23 protein-coding genes and 1 pseudogene are annotated in these 20,561 nt (G+C 72.4%); 18 read left to right on the forward strand and 6 right to left on the reverse strand.

The window, feature by feature from the left end:
• Window positions 1-481 precede the first annotated feature (481 nt).
• Entirely contained in the window at window positions 482-1,174 is a 693-nt protein-coding gene (locus H958_RS0115450) for a response regulator transcription factor (protein WP_196807371.1), read from the reverse strand.
• A gap of 95 nt (window positions 1,175-1,269) precedes the next feature.
• Between H958_RS0115450 and H958_RS0115455 the strand changes: the two genes are divergently transcribed.
• Window positions 1,270-1,530 (forward strand): hypothetical protein, encoded by a 261-nt coding sequence (locus H958_RS0115455; RefSeq protein WP_028059336.1) that lies wholly within the window; start codon window positions 1,270-1,272, stop codon window positions 1,528-1,530.
• Window positions 1,531-1,541: 11 nt separating this feature from the next.
• Here the strand turns inward: H958_RS0115455 and H958_RS43425 are convergent, their stop codons facing one another.
• Window positions 1,542-2,696, reverse strand: coding sequence for an alpha/beta fold hydrolase (locus H958_RS43425; RefSeq protein ID WP_196807372.1), 1,155 nt, complete (start codon window positions 2,694-2,696; stop codon window positions 1,542-1,544).
• Between the two features lie 178 nt (window positions 2,697-2,874).
• Between H958_RS43425 and H958_RS0115465 the strand changes: the two genes are divergently transcribed.
• From H958_RS0115465 to H958_RS0115510, 10 genes are all read left to right on the forward strand, one after another.
• Complete coding sequence (locus H958_RS0115465) at window positions 2,875-3,657, forward strand: DivIVA domain-containing protein (protein ID WP_028059337.1); 783 nt, start codon at window positions 2,875-2,877, stop codon at window positions 3,655-3,657.
• Window positions 3,658-3,794: 137 nt separating this feature from the next.
• Window positions 3,795-5,090: an extracellular solute-binding protein gene (locus H958_RS37625; protein ID WP_051324313.1), complete on the forward strand. Its 1,296-nt coding sequence runs from the start codon at window positions 3,795-3,797 to the stop codon at window positions 5,088-5,090.
• A complete protein-coding gene (locus H958_RS0115475; RefSeq protein WP_081685930.1) occupies window positions 5,090-6,025 on the forward strand; it encodes a carbohydrate ABC transporter permease in 936 nt (311 codons plus the stop codon). The genes H958_RS37625 and H958_RS0115475 overlap by 1 nt, the downstream gene beginning before the upstream one ends.
• The gene (locus H958_RS0115480; protein ID WP_051324314.1) at window positions 6,022-6,921 is read left to right on the forward strand and encodes a carbohydrate ABC transporter permease; all 900 of its coding nucleotides are present in this window, start codon (window positions 6,022-6,024) and stop codon (window positions 6,919-6,921) included. Before H958_RS0115475 ends, H958_RS0115480 begins: the two co-directional genes overlap by 4 nt.
• Before the next feature lie 2 nt (window positions 6,922-6,923).
• Window positions 6,924-9,101 carry an alpha-mannosidase gene (locus tag H958_RS0115485; RefSeq protein ID WP_156028011.1) on the forward strand — a complete coding sequence of 726 codons (2,178 nt, stop codon included), beginning with the start codon at window positions 6,924-6,926 and terminating at the stop codon, window positions 9,099-9,101.
• A 44-nt stretch (window positions 9,102-9,145) separates the two neighbouring features.
• A complete protein-coding gene (nthA, locus tag H958_RS0115490) occupies window positions 9,146-9,745 on the forward strand; it encodes a nitrile hydratase subunit alpha (protein WP_028059341.1) in 600 nt (199 codons plus the stop codon).
• Window positions 9,742-10,410, forward strand: coding sequence for a nitrile hydratase subunit beta (nthB, locus tag H958_RS0115495; RefSeq protein ID WP_028059342.1), 669 nt, complete (start codon window positions 9,742-9,744; stop codon window positions 10,408-10,410). The genes nthA and nthB overlap by 4 nt, the downstream gene beginning before the upstream one ends.
• Complete coding sequence (locus H958_RS0115500) at window positions 10,407-10,739, forward strand: nitrile hydratase accessory protein (protein WP_028059343.1); 333 nt, start codon at window positions 10,407-10,409, stop codon at window positions 10,737-10,739. The genes nthB and H958_RS0115500 overlap by 4 nt, the downstream gene beginning before the upstream one ends.
• Window positions 10,740-10,813: 74 nt before the next feature.
• On the forward strand, window positions 10,814-11,842 hold the full coding sequence (locus tag H958_RS0115505; RefSeq protein WP_051324316.1) for a hypothetical protein: 1,029 nt from the start codon (window positions 10,814-10,816) through the stop codon (window positions 11,840-11,842).
• A complete protein-coding gene (locus tag H958_RS0115510) occupies window positions 11,839-12,846 on the forward strand; it encodes a carbohydrate kinase family protein (protein ID WP_028059345.1) in 1,008 nt (335 codons plus the stop codon). The genes H958_RS0115505 and H958_RS0115510 overlap by 4 nt, the downstream gene beginning before the upstream one ends.
• Here H958_RS0115510 and H958_RS0115515 read toward each other — a convergent pair.
• The gene (locus H958_RS0115515; RefSeq protein WP_028059346.1) at window positions 12,843-13,310 is read right to left on the reverse strand and encodes a VOC family protein; all 468 of its coding nucleotides are present in this window, start codon (window positions 13,308-13,310) and stop codon (window positions 12,843-12,845) included. The genes H958_RS0115510 and H958_RS0115515 overlap by 4 nt on opposite strands.
• Window positions 13,311-13,434: 124 nt before the next feature.
• On the opposite strand from H958_RS0115515, the gene H958_RS47565 reads away from it, so the two are divergent.
• From H958_RS47565 to H958_RS43430, 6 genes and pseudogenes are all read left to right on the forward strand, one after another.
• Window positions 13,435-13,788, forward strand: a complete 354-nt coding sequence (locus H958_RS47565) for an ATP-binding cassette domain-containing protein (RefSeq protein ID WP_196807373.1) — start codon at window positions 13,435-13,437, stop codon at window positions 13,786-13,788.
• Window positions 13,789-13,840: 52 nt separating this feature from the next.
• Window positions 13,841-14,575 (forward strand): ATP-binding cassette domain-containing protein, encoded by a 735-nt coding sequence (locus H958_RS37630; protein WP_196807374.1) that lies wholly within the window; start codon window positions 13,841-13,843, stop codon window positions 14,573-14,575.
• 206 nt (window positions 14,576-14,781) lie between these two features.
• Window positions 14,782-15,237, forward strand: a pseudogene (locus H958_RS49075) (ABC transporter permease); the annotation flags it as partial.
• Window positions 15,238-15,367: 130 nt separating this feature from the next.
• Window positions 15,368-15,658, forward strand: a complete 291-nt coding sequence (locus H958_RS49080; protein ID WP_407641145.1) for a hypothetical protein — start codon at window positions 15,368-15,370, stop codon at window positions 15,656-15,658.
• Window positions 15,594-16,574: a substrate-binding domain-containing protein gene (locus tag H958_RS0115530; RefSeq protein WP_028059347.1), complete on the forward strand. Its 981-nt coding sequence runs from the start codon at window positions 15,594-15,596 to the stop codon at window positions 16,572-16,574. The genes H958_RS49080 and H958_RS0115530 overlap by 65 nt, the downstream gene beginning before the upstream one ends.
• 69 nt (window positions 16,575-16,643) lie before the next feature.
• Window positions 16,644-17,069, forward strand: a complete 426-nt coding sequence (locus H958_RS43430; RefSeq protein WP_081685931.1) for a plastocyanin/azurin family copper-binding protein — start codon at window positions 16,644-16,646, stop codon at window positions 17,067-17,069.
• A 9-nt stretch (window positions 17,070-17,078) separates the two neighbouring features.
• On the opposite strand, the gene H958_RS0115540 is transcribed toward H958_RS43430, so the two are convergent.
• The 3 genes from H958_RS0115540 to H958_RS0115550 form a co-directional block, all read right to left on the reverse strand.
• Window positions 17,079-17,390: a hypothetical protein gene (locus H958_RS0115540; protein ID WP_028059348.1), complete on the reverse strand. Its 312-nt coding sequence runs from the start codon at window positions 17,388-17,390 to the stop codon at window positions 17,079-17,081.
• Between the two features lie 84 nt (window positions 17,391-17,474).
• Window positions 17,475-19,019 (reverse strand): APC family permease, encoded by a 1,545-nt coding sequence (locus H958_RS37645; RefSeq protein ID WP_051324319.1) that lies wholly within the window; start codon window positions 19,017-19,019, stop codon window positions 17,475-17,477.
• Entirely contained in the window at window positions 19,016-19,879 is an 864-nt protein-coding gene (locus H958_RS0115550; protein ID WP_028059349.1) for a carbon-nitrogen hydrolase family protein, read from the reverse strand. Before H958_RS0115550 ends, H958_RS37645 begins: the two co-directional genes overlap by 4 nt.
• A gap of 73 nt (window positions 19,880-19,952) precedes the next feature.
• Between H958_RS0115550 and H958_RS0115555 the strand changes: the two genes are divergently transcribed.
• Window positions 19,953-20,558 (forward strand): TetR/AcrR family transcriptional regulator, encoded by a 606-nt coding sequence (locus H958_RS0115555; protein ID WP_028059350.1) that lies wholly within the window; start codon window positions 19,953-19,955, stop codon window positions 20,556-20,558.
• Window positions 20,559-20,561 lie beyond the last annotated feature (3 nt).

The raw sequence follows: 20,561 nt of genomic DNA on the forward strand, positions 1-20,561 counted from the left end.
TCCGGCGAGGGCCTGGCCGCTCGGCCGCGGGTCCTGTCCTCGCGGGTCCCGGGTCGGCGCTGAACTGACACCCGCGCTTGAGCGCCCTGCCACGGGAGCTCGACATCGCGCGTCGGCGCTGCTGCCACGTCAGCCCGGCTTCGCGCGCCGGGTGCCCTGCCGCGCCATTCAGCCGCCGACCCCCAAACGCCCACGAGGCCACCCGCGGGTGGAGCGGTTACGGCGCAGCGACGAGGCCGCCGCTCGCTCCGCCGGCGCTCGCGGGAGCCTCACTCGGCCCCGCAGCCACCCCTGCGCCAGAGTCGACACGCACCCCCTTACCAGCGCACTTCCGGTCCCTGATCACGGCCGGAGATCGCGCACGACCCTGGCCAGAGTCGACACGCATCCCTTACCCCGATTACGGCCGGCACCCGACCCGCGCGCGTCCCTGCGCACGAGCCGACACGCACCCCTCGTCAATCCGTGATCACGCGGCCCGTCAGCCGGGGCGGGATGCGTCGTCGCGTGCGGCCGCGCCGGCGATGCGGTAGCCGACGCGCGGCGTGGTGCTGATCACCGGTGGCTCGCCGAGCTTGCGCCGCAGGCGGCCGATGGTCACCGTGACGGTGTTGGTGAACGGGTCGGCGTGCTCGTCCCAGACCCGTTCGAGCAGATCCTCGGCGCTGAGGTATGCCGGGCTGGTGCGCAGCAGCGCTTCGAGCAGCGCGAACTCCTTGACCGAGAGGTCCAGCAGCTTCCCGTCCCGCGTGACCGCGTGCCGGATCGTGTCGAGCTCGATGCCGGCGACGCGCAGGGTCGGGGCCTGCGCGGCGGGTCGGCGGCGGGCCAGGGCGCGGATGCGAAGCACGAGCTCGGGGAAATGGAATGGCTTGGCGAGGTAGTCGTCGGCCCCCAGGCTGAGCCCGCTGACCCGGTCGCCCGGTGAGTCGGCGGCGGTGAGCATCAGCACCATCACGCGCTCGTCGCGCTCGGTGATCATCCGGCAGAGGGCGTCGCCGTGGATGCTCGGCAGGTCGCGATCCAGCAGCACGACGTCGTAGGCGGTGACGGCGAGCTTGGTGGCGGCTTCGAGCCCGTCGCGCGCCAGGTGGGCGGCCATGGCCTGGTCTCGCAGCCCTTCGGCGATCACGTCGGCGGGCGGTCGCGCGTCCTCGACCACCAGGACCCTCATGCCGGGACTCCCGGCTCGGAGGCTCGTGTCGCCACCGGCAGCGCGATGGTGACCTGGCCCTCATCGCCCTGCTCGCCCTCGGCGCCGCCGCCGTTGTGCGGGACACCGGCGCGGCCATCGGCCTCGTCCTCGGCCTGCTCTACCTCTTCCCGATCATCGCGTCAGCCGCCGCCAACCCACACTGGCAGCGCCGGCTGGAGCAGATCGGCCCGATGACCGCAGGGCTCGAGGTCCAGGCCACCACCGTCCTGCGCAGCCTGGCGATCAGTCCCTGGGGAGGCCTCGGCGTGCTCGCCGCCTGGGCCGCCGCCGCACTGCTTGCCGGCGGACTGCTCCTCCGGTTGCGCGACGCATGATGGGCGCCGGGTCAGTCGCCACCGAGGAACTGTGAGACGGCGTCGTGGGTCTGCCGCGGCCGCTCGACCTGCGGCACGTGCCCGCAGTCGAGCTCGACGTGCCGGGCACCCGGCAGCGCGTCGGTGACGTGGCGGGCGAAGGCGAGTGGGACGATCCGGTCGCGCCGGCCCCAGACGAAGAGTGCGGGCGGGTTGAGGGTGCGCAGGCGAGGCCAGAAGCCGCCGTCGCCCAGCGGCTCCTCGAGGTAGATGTGGCGGGCGGCGGCGTAGAACGCGGCGCGTCCGGCGGGAGTGAGGTACGCGCGCAGGAACTCGTCGACGCCCGCGGCGGCCCAGCCGTCCGCGGCGCCGGGGATGAGGCGGCGGACGATCGCCTCGACGACCGGCCGTGGGGCGGGCTGGAGGAGTCCGAGCTCCGGGCGGACGAGCCGGAGCAGCGGGGCCCAGGGGCGGTTGCGGCGCCAGGCGAGCGACGGCGCCAGCAGCGCCAGGCGGTCGACGCGCTCAGGGCTCTGGAGCCCGACCTCGAGCGCGATCCGGCCGCCGAGGCTGTTGCCGATCAGGTGCGCGCGTTCCAGCTCGAGGGCGTCGAGGACGTCGACGACGGTGCGGGCGAAGAAGCGCGGGTCGTACGAGGCGCCGATCGGCTTGTCGGAGTCGCCGAAGCCCGGCAGGTCGATCGCGACCACGCGGAAGTGGTCGGCGAGCGCGGCGAGCGTGGGCAGCAACGAGCCCTTCGTGGCTCCCAGGCCGTGCAGGGCGAGCACGGCAGGCCCCTGTCCCGCCTCCATCGCCGAGATCGCGAGCCGCCTGGTGGCGAGGGTGCGGAACCGAAGGCGCCCCTGCTCCGACGCGCCGCTGGTGGCCGCGAGGAACCCGACGCCGAGGTGCAGATCGCGGCGCACGGACAGCCGCCCCGCCTGGAACGCCGCCATGCCGCCGCGCAGGTCGCCGGCGATCGCGGCCCAGGTCTCGCCGTCGGCGGTGAGCGTCGCGTCCGGCTCGCCGGCGGCGGCGTCGAGCCGCGCGTGGCCGTCGGAGAGGATCGCGTCGAACGCGTCCTCGCCGTCGACCGCGAGCCGGACTCGCGCCTCGCGGCGCGCCGGCTCGAACGTCTCCGGGTCGTAGCGCTCGACGAGCGCGCGCAGGGTGGGCGGCGCGGGCACGAGCTTAGGATTCCCCGACCGGCCGGTGCCAATCACCGCCGCTTCGGTGAGCTCGAGCGTCGCGGTGCGGCCGCGAGCCCGGTGCTCCCCGACGGGCCGGCCGAGGAGCAGCGGCAACGGTGCTTGCCGACCGCCAAACGGCTTGTGCCCGAGGCGTGAGGCGGTGCATACTCGCGTGGTGGCCGGGAGCGAGACCCCTCCCCCGCCCGACGAGGCGCCGTCCGTGCAGGTCCCCGGCCTGGGAATCACCGACGTGCGCGATCCGCTGCCCCCTGAGGTCCGCGATCCGTCGTTCCCGAGCGCGGTGCGCGGCTACGACCGTCACGCCGTCGACCGCTATGTCGAGCACGTCAATCGCCTGATCGCCGAGCTGCAGGTCAGCGGTTCTCCACGCGCTGCGGTCCGCCACGCGCTGGAGCGCGTCGGCGAGCAGACGAGCGGGATCCTGCAGCACGCGAGGGACACCGCGGAGGAGATCATCTCGAGCGCGCGGGCGGAGGCCGAGGAGACGACCCAGCGCGCCAAGGCGGAGGCGCGCGACATCCTGGCCACCGCCGAGCGCGAGGCGAGCGAAGCCGCGTCGCATTCGTCGGCCGAAGCCGATGAGATCGTCGCGGTCGCCACCGCGCGGTCCACGGAGCTGCTCAGGCAGGTCGGCGACGAAGCCGAGCAGACCCTCGCCCGGGCTCGTGCGGACGCGAACGCACAACACCACCACGCGCGTGAGGAGATCGCCTCGCTCCGCGAGCAGGCCGAGGCGCGGCTGACCGCGCTCCAAGGCGATATCGCGCGAGTGGCCGAAGAGCGCCGGGCGCTGCTGTCCCAGGCGCGGGGCCTCGCGGCGCGGCTGTCCCAGGTCGTCGCCGAGGCCGAGGCCGCGAGCATCGAGGACGCCTCGGCGCACGAGCCGCCGCCGGCCCCGGAGACCGGCGCCTCGCGACCATCCGATCCGGAGAGCTGACACCCCCCACCTCAGCCGCGTGCGTTCGCGCTGCGCCCGGATTGGGAAGCACGGCGGCGAGGAGAGTCGTGCAACGGGCTGCGCATCGTCCAGTGGCGAATGGCGCGGGTTCATTCCGCCCCGCCCGACCGGCTTGCGTGCTGCTTGCGGCGCTCGTGCTGGCCGGGTGCGGCGGCGGCAACTCACTGGTGACGATCGACCGGGTCGGCCGGCCCGACGCGCCCAAGACGCTGAGCCTGCAGATCAACGCGTCCTACTCGCCGCAGGCCTCGACGCCGTCGGTCGCCGCGGGCTTCGAGAAGCTGTTCACCGCGTGGGTCCGCCGGCATCCGCAGTGGCGCATCGACCTCAACATCATCGGCGGGAACATGACCACGACCGAGCAGGCCCGGCTGCTCGAGAAGGCCAAGGTCGGGGAGGCGCCCGACTGCGCGAACGTCGACTCCTTCACGATCCCGCTGTTCATCGAGCAGGGGGTGCTGCAGCCGATCGACCGCTACATCAGCCGCGCGCAGCTGAATGACCTGTTCCCGTACGTGCGGCGCGTGATGACGGGACCCGACGGCCACGTCTATGCGTGGTGGTGGTCGACCGACCTGCGCGTGATCTATCGCCGCACGGACCTGGTCCCGAAGGCGCCGCGCACGTGGAACGAGATGCTCGCGTACGCGAAGGCCGCCCAGCGCAAGGATCCGAAGGTCGACGGCTACCTCTACAACGGCGGCCGCTGGGAGGCCACGACGTTCGACAACCTGGGCTACTTCTGGATGCAGGGAGGCAAGCTGCTCGCCCCCAGCGGACGGCCGATCTTCGCGGAGGGCGCCAACGGGCGGGACATGCTCAACGTCTTCAAGCTCCTGCGCCGCACGGTCGACACCGGGGTCACGCCGAGCCGCGTCACGACGTTCAACACCTACGACGAGCTCTCCACCGCCGCGCAGGCCGGCACGGTGGCCATGTTCCTCGGCGGCTCGTTCCAGTGGCCGACGATGAAGGAGCAGCTCGGCAAGGCGTTCGACAAGTGGCAGGTGTCCGAGCTGCCGGGGCCGCGCGCGGGGGAGACGGCGACCGGCACCGGCGGCTGGTCGGTGGCGGCGTTCAGCAAGGACCCCGAGAAGGTCGCCGCGTGCATGGACATCGTGAAGTCCATCTACGCCGGGCCGGGCAACGCCGTGACCGGTGAGCTGCCGACGTCGCGGCACCAGTTCGACACGCTCAAGGCCTTCAAGCCGCCGATCTACAAGACGTTCCGTCGCTACCTCGCGCACGCGCAGCCCCGTCCCGGCCGGTCGATCTACCCGTCGCTGTCGAACGAGATGCAGATCGCGATCGGACGCGTGCTGACCGGTTCCTCCACCCCAGCGGACGCGCTCAGGAACGCCGGCGACCGCGTCCAGCAGACGTACGAGCTGCTCACGGGAGGGGGGACCTGATGGCCGCACCGACCGTCCGCGGCGTGCCCCGGCGCGCGCAGCCGCGCCTCCAGTTCCCCGTTGACTGGCGGCCGCCGCAGCAAGTGCCGTGGCTCGCCCCGCTGATCGCCTTGGCGACGCTGTTCTTCCTCTGGCCGGTGCTCAACGTGATCCGGCTCGCGTTCACGAACTCGACGGTGCTGCGCGACGGCTACTCATACACGTTCCAGACGTTCTCGCAGACGCTCACCGACCCCGCGCTGCCGAGCGTGCTCGGCGTGACCGCGATCTTCGTGGCCGCCTCGGTCGCGGGCCAGCTCCTGCTCGGCCTCCTGATCGCGATCGTGATGCAGCGTGCGGTGGCGCGCGGGCTGCACGGCGCGGTGCTCGTGCGCTCGGTCGTGCTGAGCGCGTGGGTGATGCCGGGGATCCTGATCGGCGTCATCTGGCAGATCGTGCTCAACGAGGGCCCGTTCGGCCTCGTGAACTCGGCGCTCGGCGCCGTCGGCATCGGCCCCGTGTCGTGGCTGTCGGACACCAAGCTCGCCGTCGTATCGGCCGTGACGGCGAACGTCTGGCGCGGCACGGCGTTCACCATGCTGCTGCTCTACGCGGCGCTGCACACCGTCAACCGCGAGCTGGTCGACGCGGCGAAGGTCGACGGCGCCGGCCGGCTGCGCACGCTCTGGCACGTCACGCTGCCGCAGATCCGCCCCGTGCTGCTCGTCAACACGATCCTGATCACGATCGCGACGCTCAACACCTTCGACATGATCCTCTCGCTTACGGGCGGCGGTCCGGCGCAGGCGACCGAGGTCCTCGCGCTGCACACCTACAACGCCGTGTTCGTGAACTTCAACCTGGCGGGCGGCTGCGTGTTCGCGCTGTTCCTGCTGCTCGCGAGCCTGATCCTGACGGTGCTCTACCGTCGCCTGCTGAGGGAGGAGGAGCTGTGAGCGCGACGACGGTGAGCGGCGCTCGCGCCCGCCGGCTCGCCCGGCGGCGGCCGCGCAGCGCGACGGCGCAGGCGCGCATCGACGACGTCTGGACGTACGTGGGGATGGTGGCGGTGCTGCTGTTCTTCGGGCTGCCGCTGTTGTGGCTCGTGTCGCTCTCGTTCCGCAACGCGTCGGAGATCCTCGTCAGCACGATCAACCCCGTGCCGAAGAACCCGACGCTCGACAACTACCGCGAGGTGCTGCGCTCGGCGCAGTTCCCGCGCTTTTTGCTGAACTCGGCGATCCTGTCGGCGATCGGCGCGTGTGGAGCGATCGCGGTCGCGGCGCCGGCCGCGTACGCGTTCTCGCGCATGCGCTTCCGCGGCCGCCGGATGGTGCTCGTCGGCGTGCTCTCGCTGCAGATGGTCTCGCCGCTCGTGCTGGCCTTCCCGCTGTATCGCTACTTCGCGTCGCTCGGCCTGCTCAACTCGCTGCCGGCCACGGGGCTGGTCTACATCGCGGTGCTGATGCCGCTGGCGACGTGGATGCTCAAGGGCTTCTTCGACGCGATCCCGAAGGAGCTCGACGACGCGGCGCTGATCGACGGCGCCTCGCGGCGGCGCGCGTTCACGGCCGTCGTGCTGCCGATCGCGCTGCCAGGGCTGACGGCGGTCTTCGTCATCACGGCGCTGCTCGCATGGGCGGAGTTCGTGATCCCCTTCATCCTGCTCACGGGCCCCTCGCACCTGCCGATCTCCGTCGGCATCCTCAACTTCCAGGGCACGTACGCGACGAACGCGACGGGCATCCTGGCGGCCGGCAGCGTGATCGCCGTGCTGCCCGCGATCCTGCTCTTCATCGTGCTCCAGCGCTTCATCGTCGGCGCATTCATCGCCGGCGCGCTGAAGGGCTGAGCGTGCTCGTCCATATGATCGGCAACGCGCACGTCGATCCCGTGTGGCTGTGGAGCTGGCCCGCGGGCGTCGACGAGGCGCTGGCGACGTTCCGGGCCGCCGCCGATCGCTGCGACGAGTATCCGCAGTTCATCTTCACCCGAGGCGAGGCGTGGCTCTACCGCTGGGTCGCCCGCGTCGACCCCGCGCTGTCGGCCCGTGTCGACGAGCTCGTCGAGCGCGGGCAGTGGCACGTGACCGGCGGGATGGTCGTGCAGCCCGATGCGAACCTGCCGTCGGAGGCCGGCTGGCGCCGCCAGCTGCGTCACGGCCGCCGCTACTTCGGCGAGCGCTTCGGCATCGTCCCGACCGTCGCCTACAACGTCGACACGTTCGGGCATCCGGCGTCGCTGCCGGACCTGCTGGCCTCGGAGGGGTTCGGCGCCTACGTCTTCCATCGCCCCCATCCGGACCGCGTCCCGCTGCCCGCGCCGGCGTTCCGGTGGCGCGGGAAGGGCGGCGGCGAGGTACTGGGCTTCCGCATCGTGCCCAGCTACGTCACCCGCTCGGACGACCTGCGCGAGCAGGTGCTGCGGACGGCGGAGGCCGCCGCGCCGGAGCTCGGGCACGCGATGTGCTTCTACGGCGTCGGCGACCACGGCGGCGGGCCGACGCGCGCGAACATCGAGTGGATCCTCGAGCATGCGCAGGCGTTCGACGGGCTCGAGCTGCGTTTCTCGACGCCGCAGGCGTTCTTCGACGCGATCGCCTCCTCGGCGCTGCCGGAGGTGGACTGCGAGCTGCAGCACACGTTTCCCGGCTGCTACAGCGTCATGCACGACGTCAAGCGCCGCCAGCGGCGCGGCGAGCTCGCGCTCGACCGCTGCGAGCGCGTGATCGATCTCGTCGGTGGACCGGAGCGCGCCGCGCTGCACGCGCGCCTCGACGCCGCGTGGGAGGACCTCCTGTTCTGCCAGTTCCATGACATCCTGGCCGGCACCGCGATCCCGCCGGCGTGGGAGGCGGTCGCCGCCATGCAGGGGCGCGCGGCGATCGCCGGCGAGGAGCTGCTCGTGGAGGCCACGCGCCGTCACGCCGTCGCCTGCGTGCCGCCCGCACCGTTCCTGCAGCTGGTCGTCGTCAACGCCGACGACGCCCCGTGGGAGGGGCTTGTCGAGGCGGAGCCGTGGCTGGAGTTCGCGCCATGGGGCGAGCGCCGGCTGAGCGCCCCCGACGGCACGCCGATCCCGTTCCAGCTCGTGCAGCCCGAGGCCCAGGCGCTGACGTCGCGGGTCGTCTTCCCGCTCGCGCTCAGGGAGGGCGAGACGGCGCGCGTGCTGGTGCGCACGGATCCGGCGCCGGCGCTCGCACCCGCGCCGAACGAGCTCGCGGCGAGCCCGCAGCTGCTCGGCAGCCGCCGCCTGCGCGCCGGGCTCGACGGCGGGGGCGTCTCCCGGCTGCTGCTCGACGGGGCGCCGCTGACGGGGCGGATCGGCCTGCACCTCCGCCACGACGCGTCAGACACCTGGACCTGGGATGCCGACCGCTTCCCCGAGCCGGTCGACGCCACCCTCGCCGGCGGCGCGTGGGCCGTCGAGGAGAGCGGGCCGCTGCGGGCGCGCGTGCGGCTCGACGCGACGCTCGGCGCCTCGCGCGTGCGCTGGACGCTCTCGCTGCACGCCGGCGAGCCGTGCCTGCGCATGCTGCTGGAGGTCCTGTGGGCCGAGCGCTTGCGGGCCCTGCAGCTCACGGTGACGCTCCCGCAGCCGCCGGCCGGCCACACCGACGGGCTGCCCGGCGGCGCGGTCAGGCGCGACCCGGGACCCATCGAGTGGCCGGTCTGCGGGTGGTCGCGCGTGAGCGTGAGCGGGACCGATCTCGCGCTCGTGACGCCCGACGCCTACAGCCTCAGCCTCGATGGCGCGAGCTGGCAGTGGACGCTGCTGCGCAGTCCCAAGATGGCCTGGGGCGGCGGCCGGCCGCCCGTCTACGGGGGCCGCGACGTCCACACCGACCAGGGGGAGCACGCGTTCCAGCTCGATCTGCACGCGCGTCCGGCACTCGCGGCCGCCGAGCTTCACCGCGCCGCACGCCGTCAGTGCCAGCCGCCGATCGTGCTCCAGCGCTCCGAGGGGATGGAACGCGCGCCGGCACCGGAATCCGCCGAGCTGTTCGCGCCGATCCGCCGTCGCGATGGATGAGCGGTCGCCCGTGGCGGAGACGCGGCTGTAGGCATAATCGATCGATGGGACACGATCACGAGCACGATCACGGCTCGGAGCTGTCTGAGACCCAGCGCCGCGTCCGGGCGCTCGAGACCATCCTCGTGGACAAGGGGTACGTCGAGTCCGCTGCGCTCGACGCGCTGATCGAGACGTACGAGACCAAGGTCGGCCCGCACAACGGCGCGCGCGTCGTGGCGAAGGCCTGGACGGATCGCGAGTACCGCGAGTGGTTGCTTGCGGACGGCACGGCGGCGATCGCCTCGCTCGGCTACACCGGGCGCCAGGGCGAGCACATCGTCGCGCTCGAGAACACGCCGGCGGTCCACCACATGGTCGTCTGCACGCTCTGCTCCTGCTACCCGTGGCCGGTGCTCGGGCTGCCGCCGGTCTGGTACAAGTCCGCGGCCTACCGGTCGCGCGCCGTCGCCGACCCGCGTTCGGTGCTGCGCGAGTTCGGCGTCGAGCTTCCGGCGACCACCGAGATCCGCGTCCACGACTCGACGTCGGAGATCCGCTATCTCGTCGTGCCGATGCGCCCGGCCGGAACCGAGGGCCTCACCGAAGAGGAGCTTGCCGGGCTCGTCACGCGCAACTCGATGATCGGCACGGGGCTGCCGTGAACGGCGCGCAGGACATGGGCGGGATGCACGGCTTCGGCCGCGTCGAGCCCGAGCCCGAGGCCGGCGAGCCGGTGTTCCATGCCGACTGGGAGCGCCGGACGTTCGCCCTCACCCTCGCGATGGGGGCGACCGGCGAGTGGAACCTCGACGCCTCGCGCTTCGCGCGCGAGAACCTGCCGCCGGGGGAGTACCTCTCGCGCACCTACTACGAGGTCTGGCTGGCGGGGCTCGAGCGGCTCAGCGCCGAGCGCGGGCTGGTCGCTCCGGAGGAGATCGCGGCAGGCCGGTCGCTCGAGCCGGCGCGGCCACTCCGCCGCACGCTCGCCGCCGCCGACGTCGAGCGGATGGTGACCAGCGGCGGCCCGGTGAACCGCGAGCCGCAGCAGAGCGCGCGGTTCTCCGTCGGCGACCGCGTGCGTGCCCGCACGATGAACCCGCCGACCCACACCCGCCTCCCGCGCTATGTGCGCGGCCATGCCGGCACCGTCGTCTCGATCCACGGCTGCCACGTCTTCCCCGACGTCCACGCCCACGGCGGCGGCGAGGATCCACAGTGGCTCTACTCGGTCCGCTTCGATGCGCGCGAGCTCTGGGGCGCCGACGCCGACCCGGCCGTGGCGGTGTCCGTCGACGCCTGGGAGCCGTACCTGGAGCCGGCCGCGTGAATCCCTCCGTGCCGGGCATCCCGCGCGACGAGGACGGTCCCGTCTTCCGCGAGCCGTGGGAGGCGCAGGCGTTCGCGCTCGCCGTCGCCCTGCACGAGCAGGGGGTGTTCACGTGGCCGGAGTGGGCGGCGGCGCTGGGCGACGAGATCGGGCGGGTTCCGGACGATGACTACTACCGCCACTGGCTCGCGGCGCTCGAGCGTCTCGTGGCCGAGAAGCGGATCGCCGACGCGGCCACGCTTGCGCGCTATGCCGATGCCTGGGGACGCGCCGCGGAGCGCACGCCGCACGGCACGCCGATCGAGCTGCGCCAGGACGACCTGGCCTGAAGGCGCGCGCGCACCGCGCCCGTCGGCACACCCGTACGCGCTAGAACACGGCATCGACCAACACTGGAGCCCGAATGACGTCCTCCCCGTCAAGTCCTGCCGCGACCGCCGTCCGCCGCCTCGAGCGCAAGCTGGGCAGCATCGCCGCGGGCCGCTACGTCCCCGACGACTTCGTGATCGCGGACGCCAAGGACGCGGACATGGCGTTCGGCGTCGCGGCGCCCGGGCGCATGCCGGGCGCGCCCGAGGGCGTGGCCGGACCCGGCCGGTATCGCACCCGCGATGCCTATCTCGACGCGATGCGGGCGGTCGTCGCGCAGGGTGAGGTCGACATCCTGCTGGCCTCGGCCTCCAATGCCGAGCGGCTGGCCGCGGACGGCTCGGTCGGCGGCGAGGTGACGCTGGCGGTGCGGGCCAACGACAGCACGGACATCTGGTCCAGCCGCGGCGGGAGCTATCTCGCGCGGCCCTCGCGCCCCTTCCGCACGGTCGACCTGGCCGCGATCCAGCCGTTCTGCGACCTGGTGCTGTACTCGGTCACCTTCAACAACGACCGCGACGCCGACCTCGCGTCGCTCGAGGCCTACCGCGCGTTCCGGCTCCAGGCCGCGGCGCTGGGCATCCGGCACTTCCTCGAGGTCTTCAATCCGAACGCGCCGTCGGACCTCGCGCCCGAGGACGCCGGCGCGTTCGTCAACGACTCGATCGTGCGCGCCCTGGCGGGAGTGACGAGCGCGGAGCGTCCGCTGTTCCTCAAGGTCGCCTACAACGGCGCGGACGCGCTGGCCGAGCTCGTCGAGCACGATCGCTCGCTGGTGGTCGGGATCCTGGGCGGATCGGCCGGCACCACGCGGGACACGTTCGAGCTGCTCGACCAGGCGCAGCGGCACGGTGGGCGGGTCGCGCTCTTCGGGCGCAAGATCCAGCGCTCGGAGTCGCAGCTCGACCTCGTCGGCCTGATGCGGCCGGTGCTGCGCGGCGAGCTGACCCCGGCGGAGGCGGTCCGCGCCTACCACGAGGCGCTGGCCGCTGCGGGCATCCGGCCGCATCGCACGCTCGAAGCCGACCTCGAGGTGACCGAGCCCGCGCTGCGCGCCGGATGAGCGCGCGCGCCGGGGTCCTGTGCGCGGGGACGATCGTCGTCGACGTCGCGAAGGTGATCGACGCCTACCCCGCGCTCGACCACCTCGCGATGATCGAGGAGGTCTCCGTGAGCACCGGCGGGCCGGCCCTCAACATGGCGATCGACCTGCGCCGCCTGGGGGCGAGCTTCCCCGTCGGACTGCTCGGCGTCGTGGGCGACGACGGGCACGGCGCGTTCGTGCTGGCCGAGTGCGCGCGGGAAGGCGTCGACACCGCCGGGGTGCGGACGGCCGGCGATGCGGCGACGTCGTTCACCGACGCGATGGTCGAGCGCGACGGCGGACGGCGGACCTTCTTCCACCACATCGGCGCCAACCGGCGGTTCGACGCCTCCGACGCCGAGCTCGAGCGATCCCACGCGAGGATCCTCCACGCGGGCGCCCCCGGGCTGCACCCGCTGATGGACGGCGGCGGCTGGCCGGCGCTGCTGCGGCGCGCGCAGGCGGCGGGGATGCACACCAATCTCGAGCTGGTCACGCTCGAGCCGGAGCGGACGAACGAGGTCGCCCGGGGCTGCCTGCCCTTCCTCGACAGCATCGTGATCAACGAGATCGAGGCCGGCGCCCTGACGGGCATCGACGCCGAGGTGCCCGACGCCGACGGGCCGGTGGATTGGCCCGCCATCGAGACGATGGCGACGCGGCTGATCGAGGCGGGCGTCTCCACGCTCGCCGTCGTGCACTTCCCGGCCGGCGCGGTCGCGGCGGACCGCTCCGGGCGGACCTGGCGGCAGGGATCGGTCCGCTTGCCGCGCGAGCGCGTGCGCAGCACCACCGGCGCCGGCGACGCCTTCGCCGCCGGCGTCATCCTCGGCCTGCACGAGGGCTGGCCCACCGAGCGCTGCCTGCGGCTGGGCGCGGCGTCGGCGGCGGCCTGCGTACGCGGCGCGAGCACGTCCGACGGCATCCGGGCCGCCGGCGCCTGCCTCGCCGAGGCCGACCGCGCCGGCTACCGCGACACCTAGTTCATCGCCGCCATCGCGGCCTTGGCCCGCTGGGCCATCTCCTCGGGCGGCACGTCCTCGATGTGCGTCGCGACCGACCAGACGTGGCCGAACGGATCGGTCACCGTGCCGAAGCGGTCGCCCCAGAACTGGTCTGCGACCTCCATCGTGACGGTCGCGCCCGCGTCGACGGCCTGCTTGACCACGGCGTCGACGTCCTCGACGTACAGGAACAGGCTCCCGCTCGTGCCGCCCAGCTCCTTCGGCGGCCGCGTCGAAGACTGCGGCATGGCGTCCGCGAGCATCAGCCGCGAGTCGCCGATCTGCAGCTCCGCGTGCCCGATCTTCCCACCCGGAGCGTCCATCCGCCCGATCTCCTTCGCGCCGAACGCCCGCGTGTAGTAGTCGATCGCGGCGGCCGCGTCGTCTACGGCGAGGTAAGCGGTGAGGCTGTGGTAGCCCTCGGGAATCGGCTTCGTCGCCATCGTCCCTCCCAAAGGTCGTGAACGAAGTCCCCGGGATGCTACGCGTCGAGCGCCACTCCAGGGCCGGTCACGAGCCTAACCCGCCAGTTTCCGGACACCGCGTCAGGGGGGAGCCTTGCCTGTTGTGGGAGAGGATGCGGTGGTCCGGATCCGCGGGGTGGTCAAGCACTTCCCAGGCGTGCTGGCGGTCGACGGGGTCGACCTCGACATCCGCCCCGGCGAGGTCCACGTCGTGGCGGGGGAGAACGGCGCCGGCAAGTCGACCCTGATGAAGCTGCTCTCGCAGGTCGACCGTCCCGACAGCGGGGAGATCGAATTGGCGGGCGAGCGCGTCGCGTTCCACGGCCCGCGCCACGCGCAGCGCCTTGGGATCGCGATGGTCCACCAGGAGTTCGCTCTCGCGGGCGACCTCACGATCGCCGAGAACCTCGTGCTCGGCCGCGAGCAGACGCACCTCGGGCTGATCCGGCGCGGCTAGGAGAAGGCGCAGGCCCGCGAGCTGCTCGAGCGCGTCGGGCTCAACGGCGCAGATGGGCGACGTGCTGCTGCGCGTCGAGGGACTTACGCGCGACGGCGTGCTCGACGACTGCTCGTTCGACGTGCGCGCGGGCGAGATCCTCGGCTTCTCCGGGCTCGTCGGCGCCGGCCGCACGGAGCTCGCGCGCGCGGTCTTCGGCGCCGACCCGATCTCGAGCGGCACGATCGAGCTCGACGGCGTCGCGCTGCGGCTGCACTCGCCGCGTGACGCGATCGACGCCGGGATCGGCTACGTCACCGAGGACCGCAAGGGCGAGGGGCTCGCGCTGCAGCTGGGGATCGAGCCGAACATCACGCTCGCGAACGTCCCGGGGCCGCCCGCGTGGATCGATCGCGCCGCGGAGCATGAGGCCGCCGAGCGGCGCGCGGACGAGCTCGACATCCGCGCCCCCTCGCTGCGGCGCCGGGTCGAGACGCTGTCGGGCGGCAACCAGCAGAAGGTCGTCGTCGCGAAGTGGCTCGAGACGCAAGCGCGTGTGCTGTTCTTCGACGAGCCGGCGCGCGGCATCGACGTCGGCACCAAGGCCGAGCTGTTCCGGCTGATCGGCGAGCTCGCCGCCAAGGGGCGGGCGATCGTCCTCATCAGCTCCTACCTGCCGGAGCTGATCAACATGTGCGACCGCATCCTGGTGCTGCGCGACGGGCGCATCGCCGGGGAGCTGGCGCGCGACGAGTTCTCCGAGGAGCGCATCGCGTCGCTCGCGACGGGCGTGGAGGTGGCGGCATGAGTGCAGCAGCGGCGGTCGCCGGGCGGATGCCGACGGGCGTCCGCGACCGGCTCAACGAGATCGTCTCCCAGCTCGCGGCGGCCGCGGGTCTGATCGTCGTCTGCATCGCGCTGGCCATCGCCTCGCCGTACTTCCTGACGTCGAACAACCTCTTCAACGTCTGCGTCCAGATCGCCGTGGTGGCGATCATCGCCGTCGGCCAGACGATGGTGATCCTCACCGCGGGCATCGACCTCTCGGTGGGCAGCGTCGCCGGCCTGAGCGGCGTCGTCGGCTGCATGGCGATGTCCAACTGGGGCATGCCGATGATGCTCGGGATCGTCGTCGGGATCCTGATCGGGGCGGTCGCGGGCGTCGCCAACGGCGTCCTCGTCACCAAGGCCGGCCTGCCGCCCTTCATCGCCACGCTCGGCATGATGGGCGTCGCGCGCGGGCTGACGTTCATCGTCTCCGGAGCGGTCGCGATCTACGGCCTGCCGGACTCGTTCCGCAAGGTCGGCGAGGGGCAGATCGGCCCGTTGCCGTTGCCGCTGCCGCTGCTGTACCTGATCGTGATCGCGGTGGCCGGGCACCTGGTGCTCTCGCGCACCAGACTCGGGCGATACACGTACGCGATCGGCTCCAACAAGGATGCCGCGCGCCTGTCGGGCATCCCGATCAACAAGGTGCTCGTGTCGGTGTACGTGATCGCGGGCGCGCTGGCCGGCTTCGGCGGCATGATCGACCTCGCGCGTGCACTCGGGCCAGCCCAACTACGGCGTCGGCCTGGAGCTCGACGTGATCGCCGCGTGCGTGATCGGCGGCTCTTCGCTCTTCGGCGGCCAGGGCACGATCGGCGGCACGCTGATCGGCGCGTTCCTGATGGGCGTCATCCGCGACGGCGCGGTCCTGCTCAACATCACGCAGTACTACCAGGAGGTCGTGATCGGCGTGATCATCTGGGTCGCCGTCTACTGGGACCAGCTGCGGCGCCGCCGGCTGGCGGCCGCCTCCGAGGAGCCACGGCGAGGAGGTGAGGATGCGCAGACTGGCCGTTTTGCTCGCGGTGACCCTGAGCGGGTGCGGAGCGATCAGCGAGCATGAGACGCACGTCTCGGTCAATTCGGGCGGAACCGTCCGGCTGGCCGTGATCCCCAAGTCCGTCGGGCTGGACTACTGGGAGAAGGTCCACAAGGGCGCCCAGTGCGCGGCCTCGCAGGAGCACGGGGTTTCGGTGGTGTGGAACGGCGTCAGCGATGAGACCGACGTGGCCGGGCAGATCGACCTGCTCCAGAACTACATCGGGCAGGGCGTGAACGGGCTGGTGTACGCGGCGACGGACTCGACGGCGCTGACCGAGATCTCCACGACCGCGTCGCGCGCCGGGATCAAGGTGCTCAACATCGACTCGGGCACCGACCCGCAGCCCAAGAACGTGCCGCTGCTGGCCACCAACAACGTCAAGGGCGCCAAGCTGGCCGCCGACGCGCTGGCCAAGGCGGTCGGGCCCAAGGGCGGCAAGATCGCGATCATCGCGTTCCACGCCGGCTCGCAGACCAATGACCAGCGCGTGCAGGGCTTCACCGCAGGCCTGAAGCGGCACCCGAAGCTCAAGCTGGTCGAGACCCAGTACAGCGAGAACGACTACAACCAGGCGCTGACGGTGACGCAGAACGTCCTCACCGCGCATCCCGACCTGGTCGGCATCTTCGCCGCCAACGAGGCGAGCGACGTCGGCGCCGTCGAGGCCGTGCGGCTGGCACATCGCGCGGGCAAGGCGAAGATCGTCGGCTGGGACACGTCGCCCGACGAGGTCGAGGGCGTGCGCGAGGGGATGGTCAGCGCGCTGATCTCCCAGGACCCGTTCCGGATGGGCTACGACGGCGTGCGCGCGGCCGTGGCGCAGATCCGCAACCACCGGCAGCCGGGCAACCAGGACACCGGCGTCGTGGTCGTCACCAGGTCCAACCTCGACAATCCGAAGGTGCGCCAGTTCGTCAGCCCGATCTGCCGCGGCTGATCGACCGGCAACCGAAGAAACTCCCCGCGCTCTCACGCGCGGGCGTACCGTGTCCGCAAGGAGGACACGATGCACATATCAGCCACACGGCCCCTCGTCCTCGGGCTGATCGTGACCGCGCTCGCCGGCTGCGGCGGAGGCGGGAGCAAGGCCACCACGCCGACCCCGTCCGCGAGCGCGACGGCGACGACGTCGGGCGCGGCCGCCGGAGGCGGCGAGAAGCTCGCGCTGCAGGCCGACAAGAGCCGGCTCAAGTTCAACAAGAGCGCGCTGTCGGCCAAGCCGGGCAAGGTCACGATCGCGATGACGAACCCCTCGGCGCTGCAGCACAACGTGGCGATCGAGGGCAACGGCGTGACCGCGCAGGGCAAGATCGTCGGTCAGGGCGCCACGTCGACCGTGACCGCGAACGTGAAAGCCGGGACCTACACGTTCTTCTGCTCGGTCGACGGCCACCGGCAGGCGGGAATGGAGGGCACCCTGACCGTCAAGTGACGCGGCCGGTCAATGCGCCGCGGCCATCGGCGCCGACGCCGACAGGACGACCTCGCCGGTGTCGCTGCGCTGCAGCTTGACCCGGTCGCCGATGTGCCCGGCGACCCACGCGGCGGCCGCGCGTGTCGCCTCGTCGGCCTGTGGGGACGTCTGCCAGTGCGACACCGAGACGAGCCCCGCCGGGGTCTCGATCAGCTCGTAGGACTGGAACCCGGGACGCTCGCGGAAGGTCTCGAGCAGCCCCCCCGGCGCCTCGACCATCCCGACGACCTGCTCGAACGTTCCGGACAGCAACTTGTAGTACGCGACGCGTGCGTGCATGGCTCCAACTCCCTTCGATCACGCGTACAACGAGTATCGGCTCGCGCGATCGGCCGTGTCAACCGTCCAGGCACCCCCGGGCGATCAGCCGCGCAGCTCCTCGAGCAGGTCCGGCCGATGGCTCTCGATGTAGCCCTCGGTGAACGTCTCGCCGCGGAAGAACGCCCGCGAGCGCGCGTTCCAGACGATCATCAGCAGCACGCCGACCAGCAGCGTCGCCGCGCCGATGACGAACACGCCGCCGATGCCGAGCAGCGACGTCAGGCCGTAGTCGGACTGGAACGTGTCGCGCCCGTTGCGATACAGCGCCCAGCCGAGGATCAGCGTGCCCACGAGCGGGGCGACGCCCTTGCGCAGCAGCGCGCCCGCAGAGGCGAACATCTCACGCCGGAACTCGACCAGCGCGGCGAGGCCGAGCAGGACGTAGTAGAAGGCGATCAGCAGGACGAGCGCGCTGATCGAGTCGCCGAGGACGTTGTTGGAGACGATGCTGAGGACGATCAGGACGGCCGCGACGCCGACCCCGACGGCGGCAGTGGCGACGACCGGCGAGTGCCGGCGGGCGTCCACGCCGGCGAACGCGGACGGGATCGCGCGGTAGGCACCCATCGAGAGCAGGGTGCGCGCGGTCGGCAGCATGGCCGCCACCAGGCACGCCGCCGCGGAGGTCATGACCGCGAGCTCCATCAGCGTCTCGAAGCCCGAGCCGACCGCGGCGCCCCCGATGACGGCGAGCACGTCGCCGCTGTTGTCCGGGTTCGCGAGTCCGATGCCCTTCGCGCCGATGCCGGCGAATGCCTGCATGGCGACCGTCACGACGACGTAGAAGCCGAGCAGCGCCAGCGCCGACAGCATCAGCGCGCGCCGCGGCGTGCGGGTGCCGCCGTCGGCCTCCTCGGCGACCGCGGCGGGGGCGTCCCAGCCCCAGAAGAAGAAGATCGCCAGCAGGATGCCGGCCGACAGCGCTCCGCCGCCGCCGACGTGGAAGGGGCTGAGCCAGCTGGGCGACGGATCGACCGCCTGGGCGCCGGCGCTCCCGGCCGCCACCTTGACGAGCGCGACGACGACGAAGACGGCCAGCACGGCCATGCCGAGCGACAGCAGCACGGCCTGCACGCGCGAGGAGATCTGCACGCCGCGCATGCCGAGCCAGGTCGCGACGGCCAGCCACGCGCACCCGACGGCGATCGTCGCGGCCTCGTGCGTGGACGCGGCGTCTGCGCCGATCACGAGGAAGAAGTAGGTGCCGGTGATGTTGGCCAGGTTCGCGAGCGAGATCAGCGTGGCGCCGAGCAGCGCCCACGAGGCGATCCAGCCGGCGCGCGGCCCGAGCGCGCGGCCGACCCACACGAAGACCGTCCCGCAGTCCGGGTCGCGCGCCACGAACTCCTGCTCGACGACGGTCATGCAGAGGATCGGGACGAAGCCGAGGATCAGCAGCGCCGGCCCGTGCACGCCGACGGTCGCCGCGAGGAAGCCGAGCGTCACGGCGACGCTGTAGGCCGGAGCGGTCTGGACGATGCCGAGGATCGTCGAGCCGAGCACGCCGATCACGCCGGCGCGCAGGCCCTTGTGCGCGACGCCGGGCTCGGCGGCCGCGGGCGCGGCGGTCCGGGCGGTGGCGCTCATGCCCGCGCCTCGACGGGCCGCGCCGCCGGCGCTCCGTACATGGGCAGCTCGAGCGTCGCGGCCTGCTCGTCCCACTGCTGCCAGAGCTTGTTCATCCCGAACGAGCCGCGCTGTCGCGCGCGGGCGACCGCGTCGAGGTCGAGCACGTCGATCAGGACCTCCTCGCCGGCGCCGGCCTCGTAGCGGACGATGCCCTCGGCGTCGACGATCGCCGAGCGGCCGCCGCCCGTCGGACTGGCCGCGTTGAGGTTCACGACGGCCATCTGGTTGACGATCGCCGTCGCACGCGCCACCGCGAGCTCGCCGTCGCGATCCGACGTGCCCGTCAGCATCGGCTGCAGCATCACCTCGGCGCCCCACCACGCCAGCTGGCGCGGGATCTCCGGGAACGCGCCGTCGTAGCAGATGGCCAGCCCGATGCGCCCGACCTCGGGGATGTCGAACGTCGCCAGCTCGGTGCCGGGGCGCGAGGTCTCGTACGGCGCCCAGGGGAAGCACTTGCGATACACCGTCACCAGCTCGCCGTCCGGCGACAGCACGATCGCGGTGTTGCGGACGTGGTCGCCGTCGCGCTCGTACAGGCTGCCCGGCACGAGCCAGAGGCCGGTGTCGAGGGCGAGCCGCGCGAGGCGCTCGGTCTCCGCGCCGGGGATGTCGACCGCGACCTCGGCCGCGTAGCCGTGCGGCTCGCGCAGCACGTGGCCCGCAGCGGAGAGGTGGAGCTCGGGCACGGTCACGAGCTGCACCTCGTCGAACGTGCTCGCGACCGCGTGCACGTCGTGCTCGAACCGCTCGAAGGTGGACTGCGGGTCCTGCGCGACGGGAGAGGTCTGCAGCGCGGCGATCGCCAGCGTTCGCACCAGGGCATTCCTTTCTTTGAATTCAATGCAATTTGTATCGCCGGGCACGAGCGGCGTCAAGTACCGTTGCGGCATGGCCCGTCCCCGAGACCAGACGCAGCGACGCGCGCAACTCGTCGACGTCGCGCACGCCGTCGCCGCGCGCAAGGGCCTGTCGGGTGTGCAGCTGCGCGACGTGGCGCAGGCCGCCGGGCTCACGTCAGGCGCGGTGAAGTACTACTTCGACGACCTCGACGCGCTGTTCTTCGCCGCCTACGAGCGGGCGATCGAGCGGTTCTGCGCGGAGCGCGAGCGGGTCGTCGCGACGATCGACGATCCGTGGGAGGCGCTGGCCGCGGCCCTGCGCCTCGGCGTCCCCACCGGACCGGGCGACGCCGAGATCCGGCTGCTCTATGAGTTCGAGGCGGTGGCGTTCCGCAGCGCGGAGTGCGCGCGCATGATGGCCGGCTACGTCGACCGCCAGGTGACGATGTACGCCGACATCCTCCGGCGGGGCGTCGACCGCGGGGCGTTCGCGATCGCCGGCGACCTGCGCGGCGTCGCGCGCAACCTCGTCGCGCTCGAGGACGGCCACGGGGTGTACGTGCTCACGGGCCACGTCGAGCCGGCCGCCGTCGAGCGCCTGCTGCTCGAGCACGCCGCGACGGTCACCGGCCGTCAGGCCGCGAGCCGCTCATGACTG

The organism is Candidatus Solirubrobacter pratensis (genome assembly GCF_000425945.1).
GTDB classification, from domain to species: domain Bacteria; phylum Actinomycetota; class Thermoleophilia; order Solirubrobacterales; family Solirubrobacteraceae; genus Solirubrobacter; species Solirubrobacter pratensis.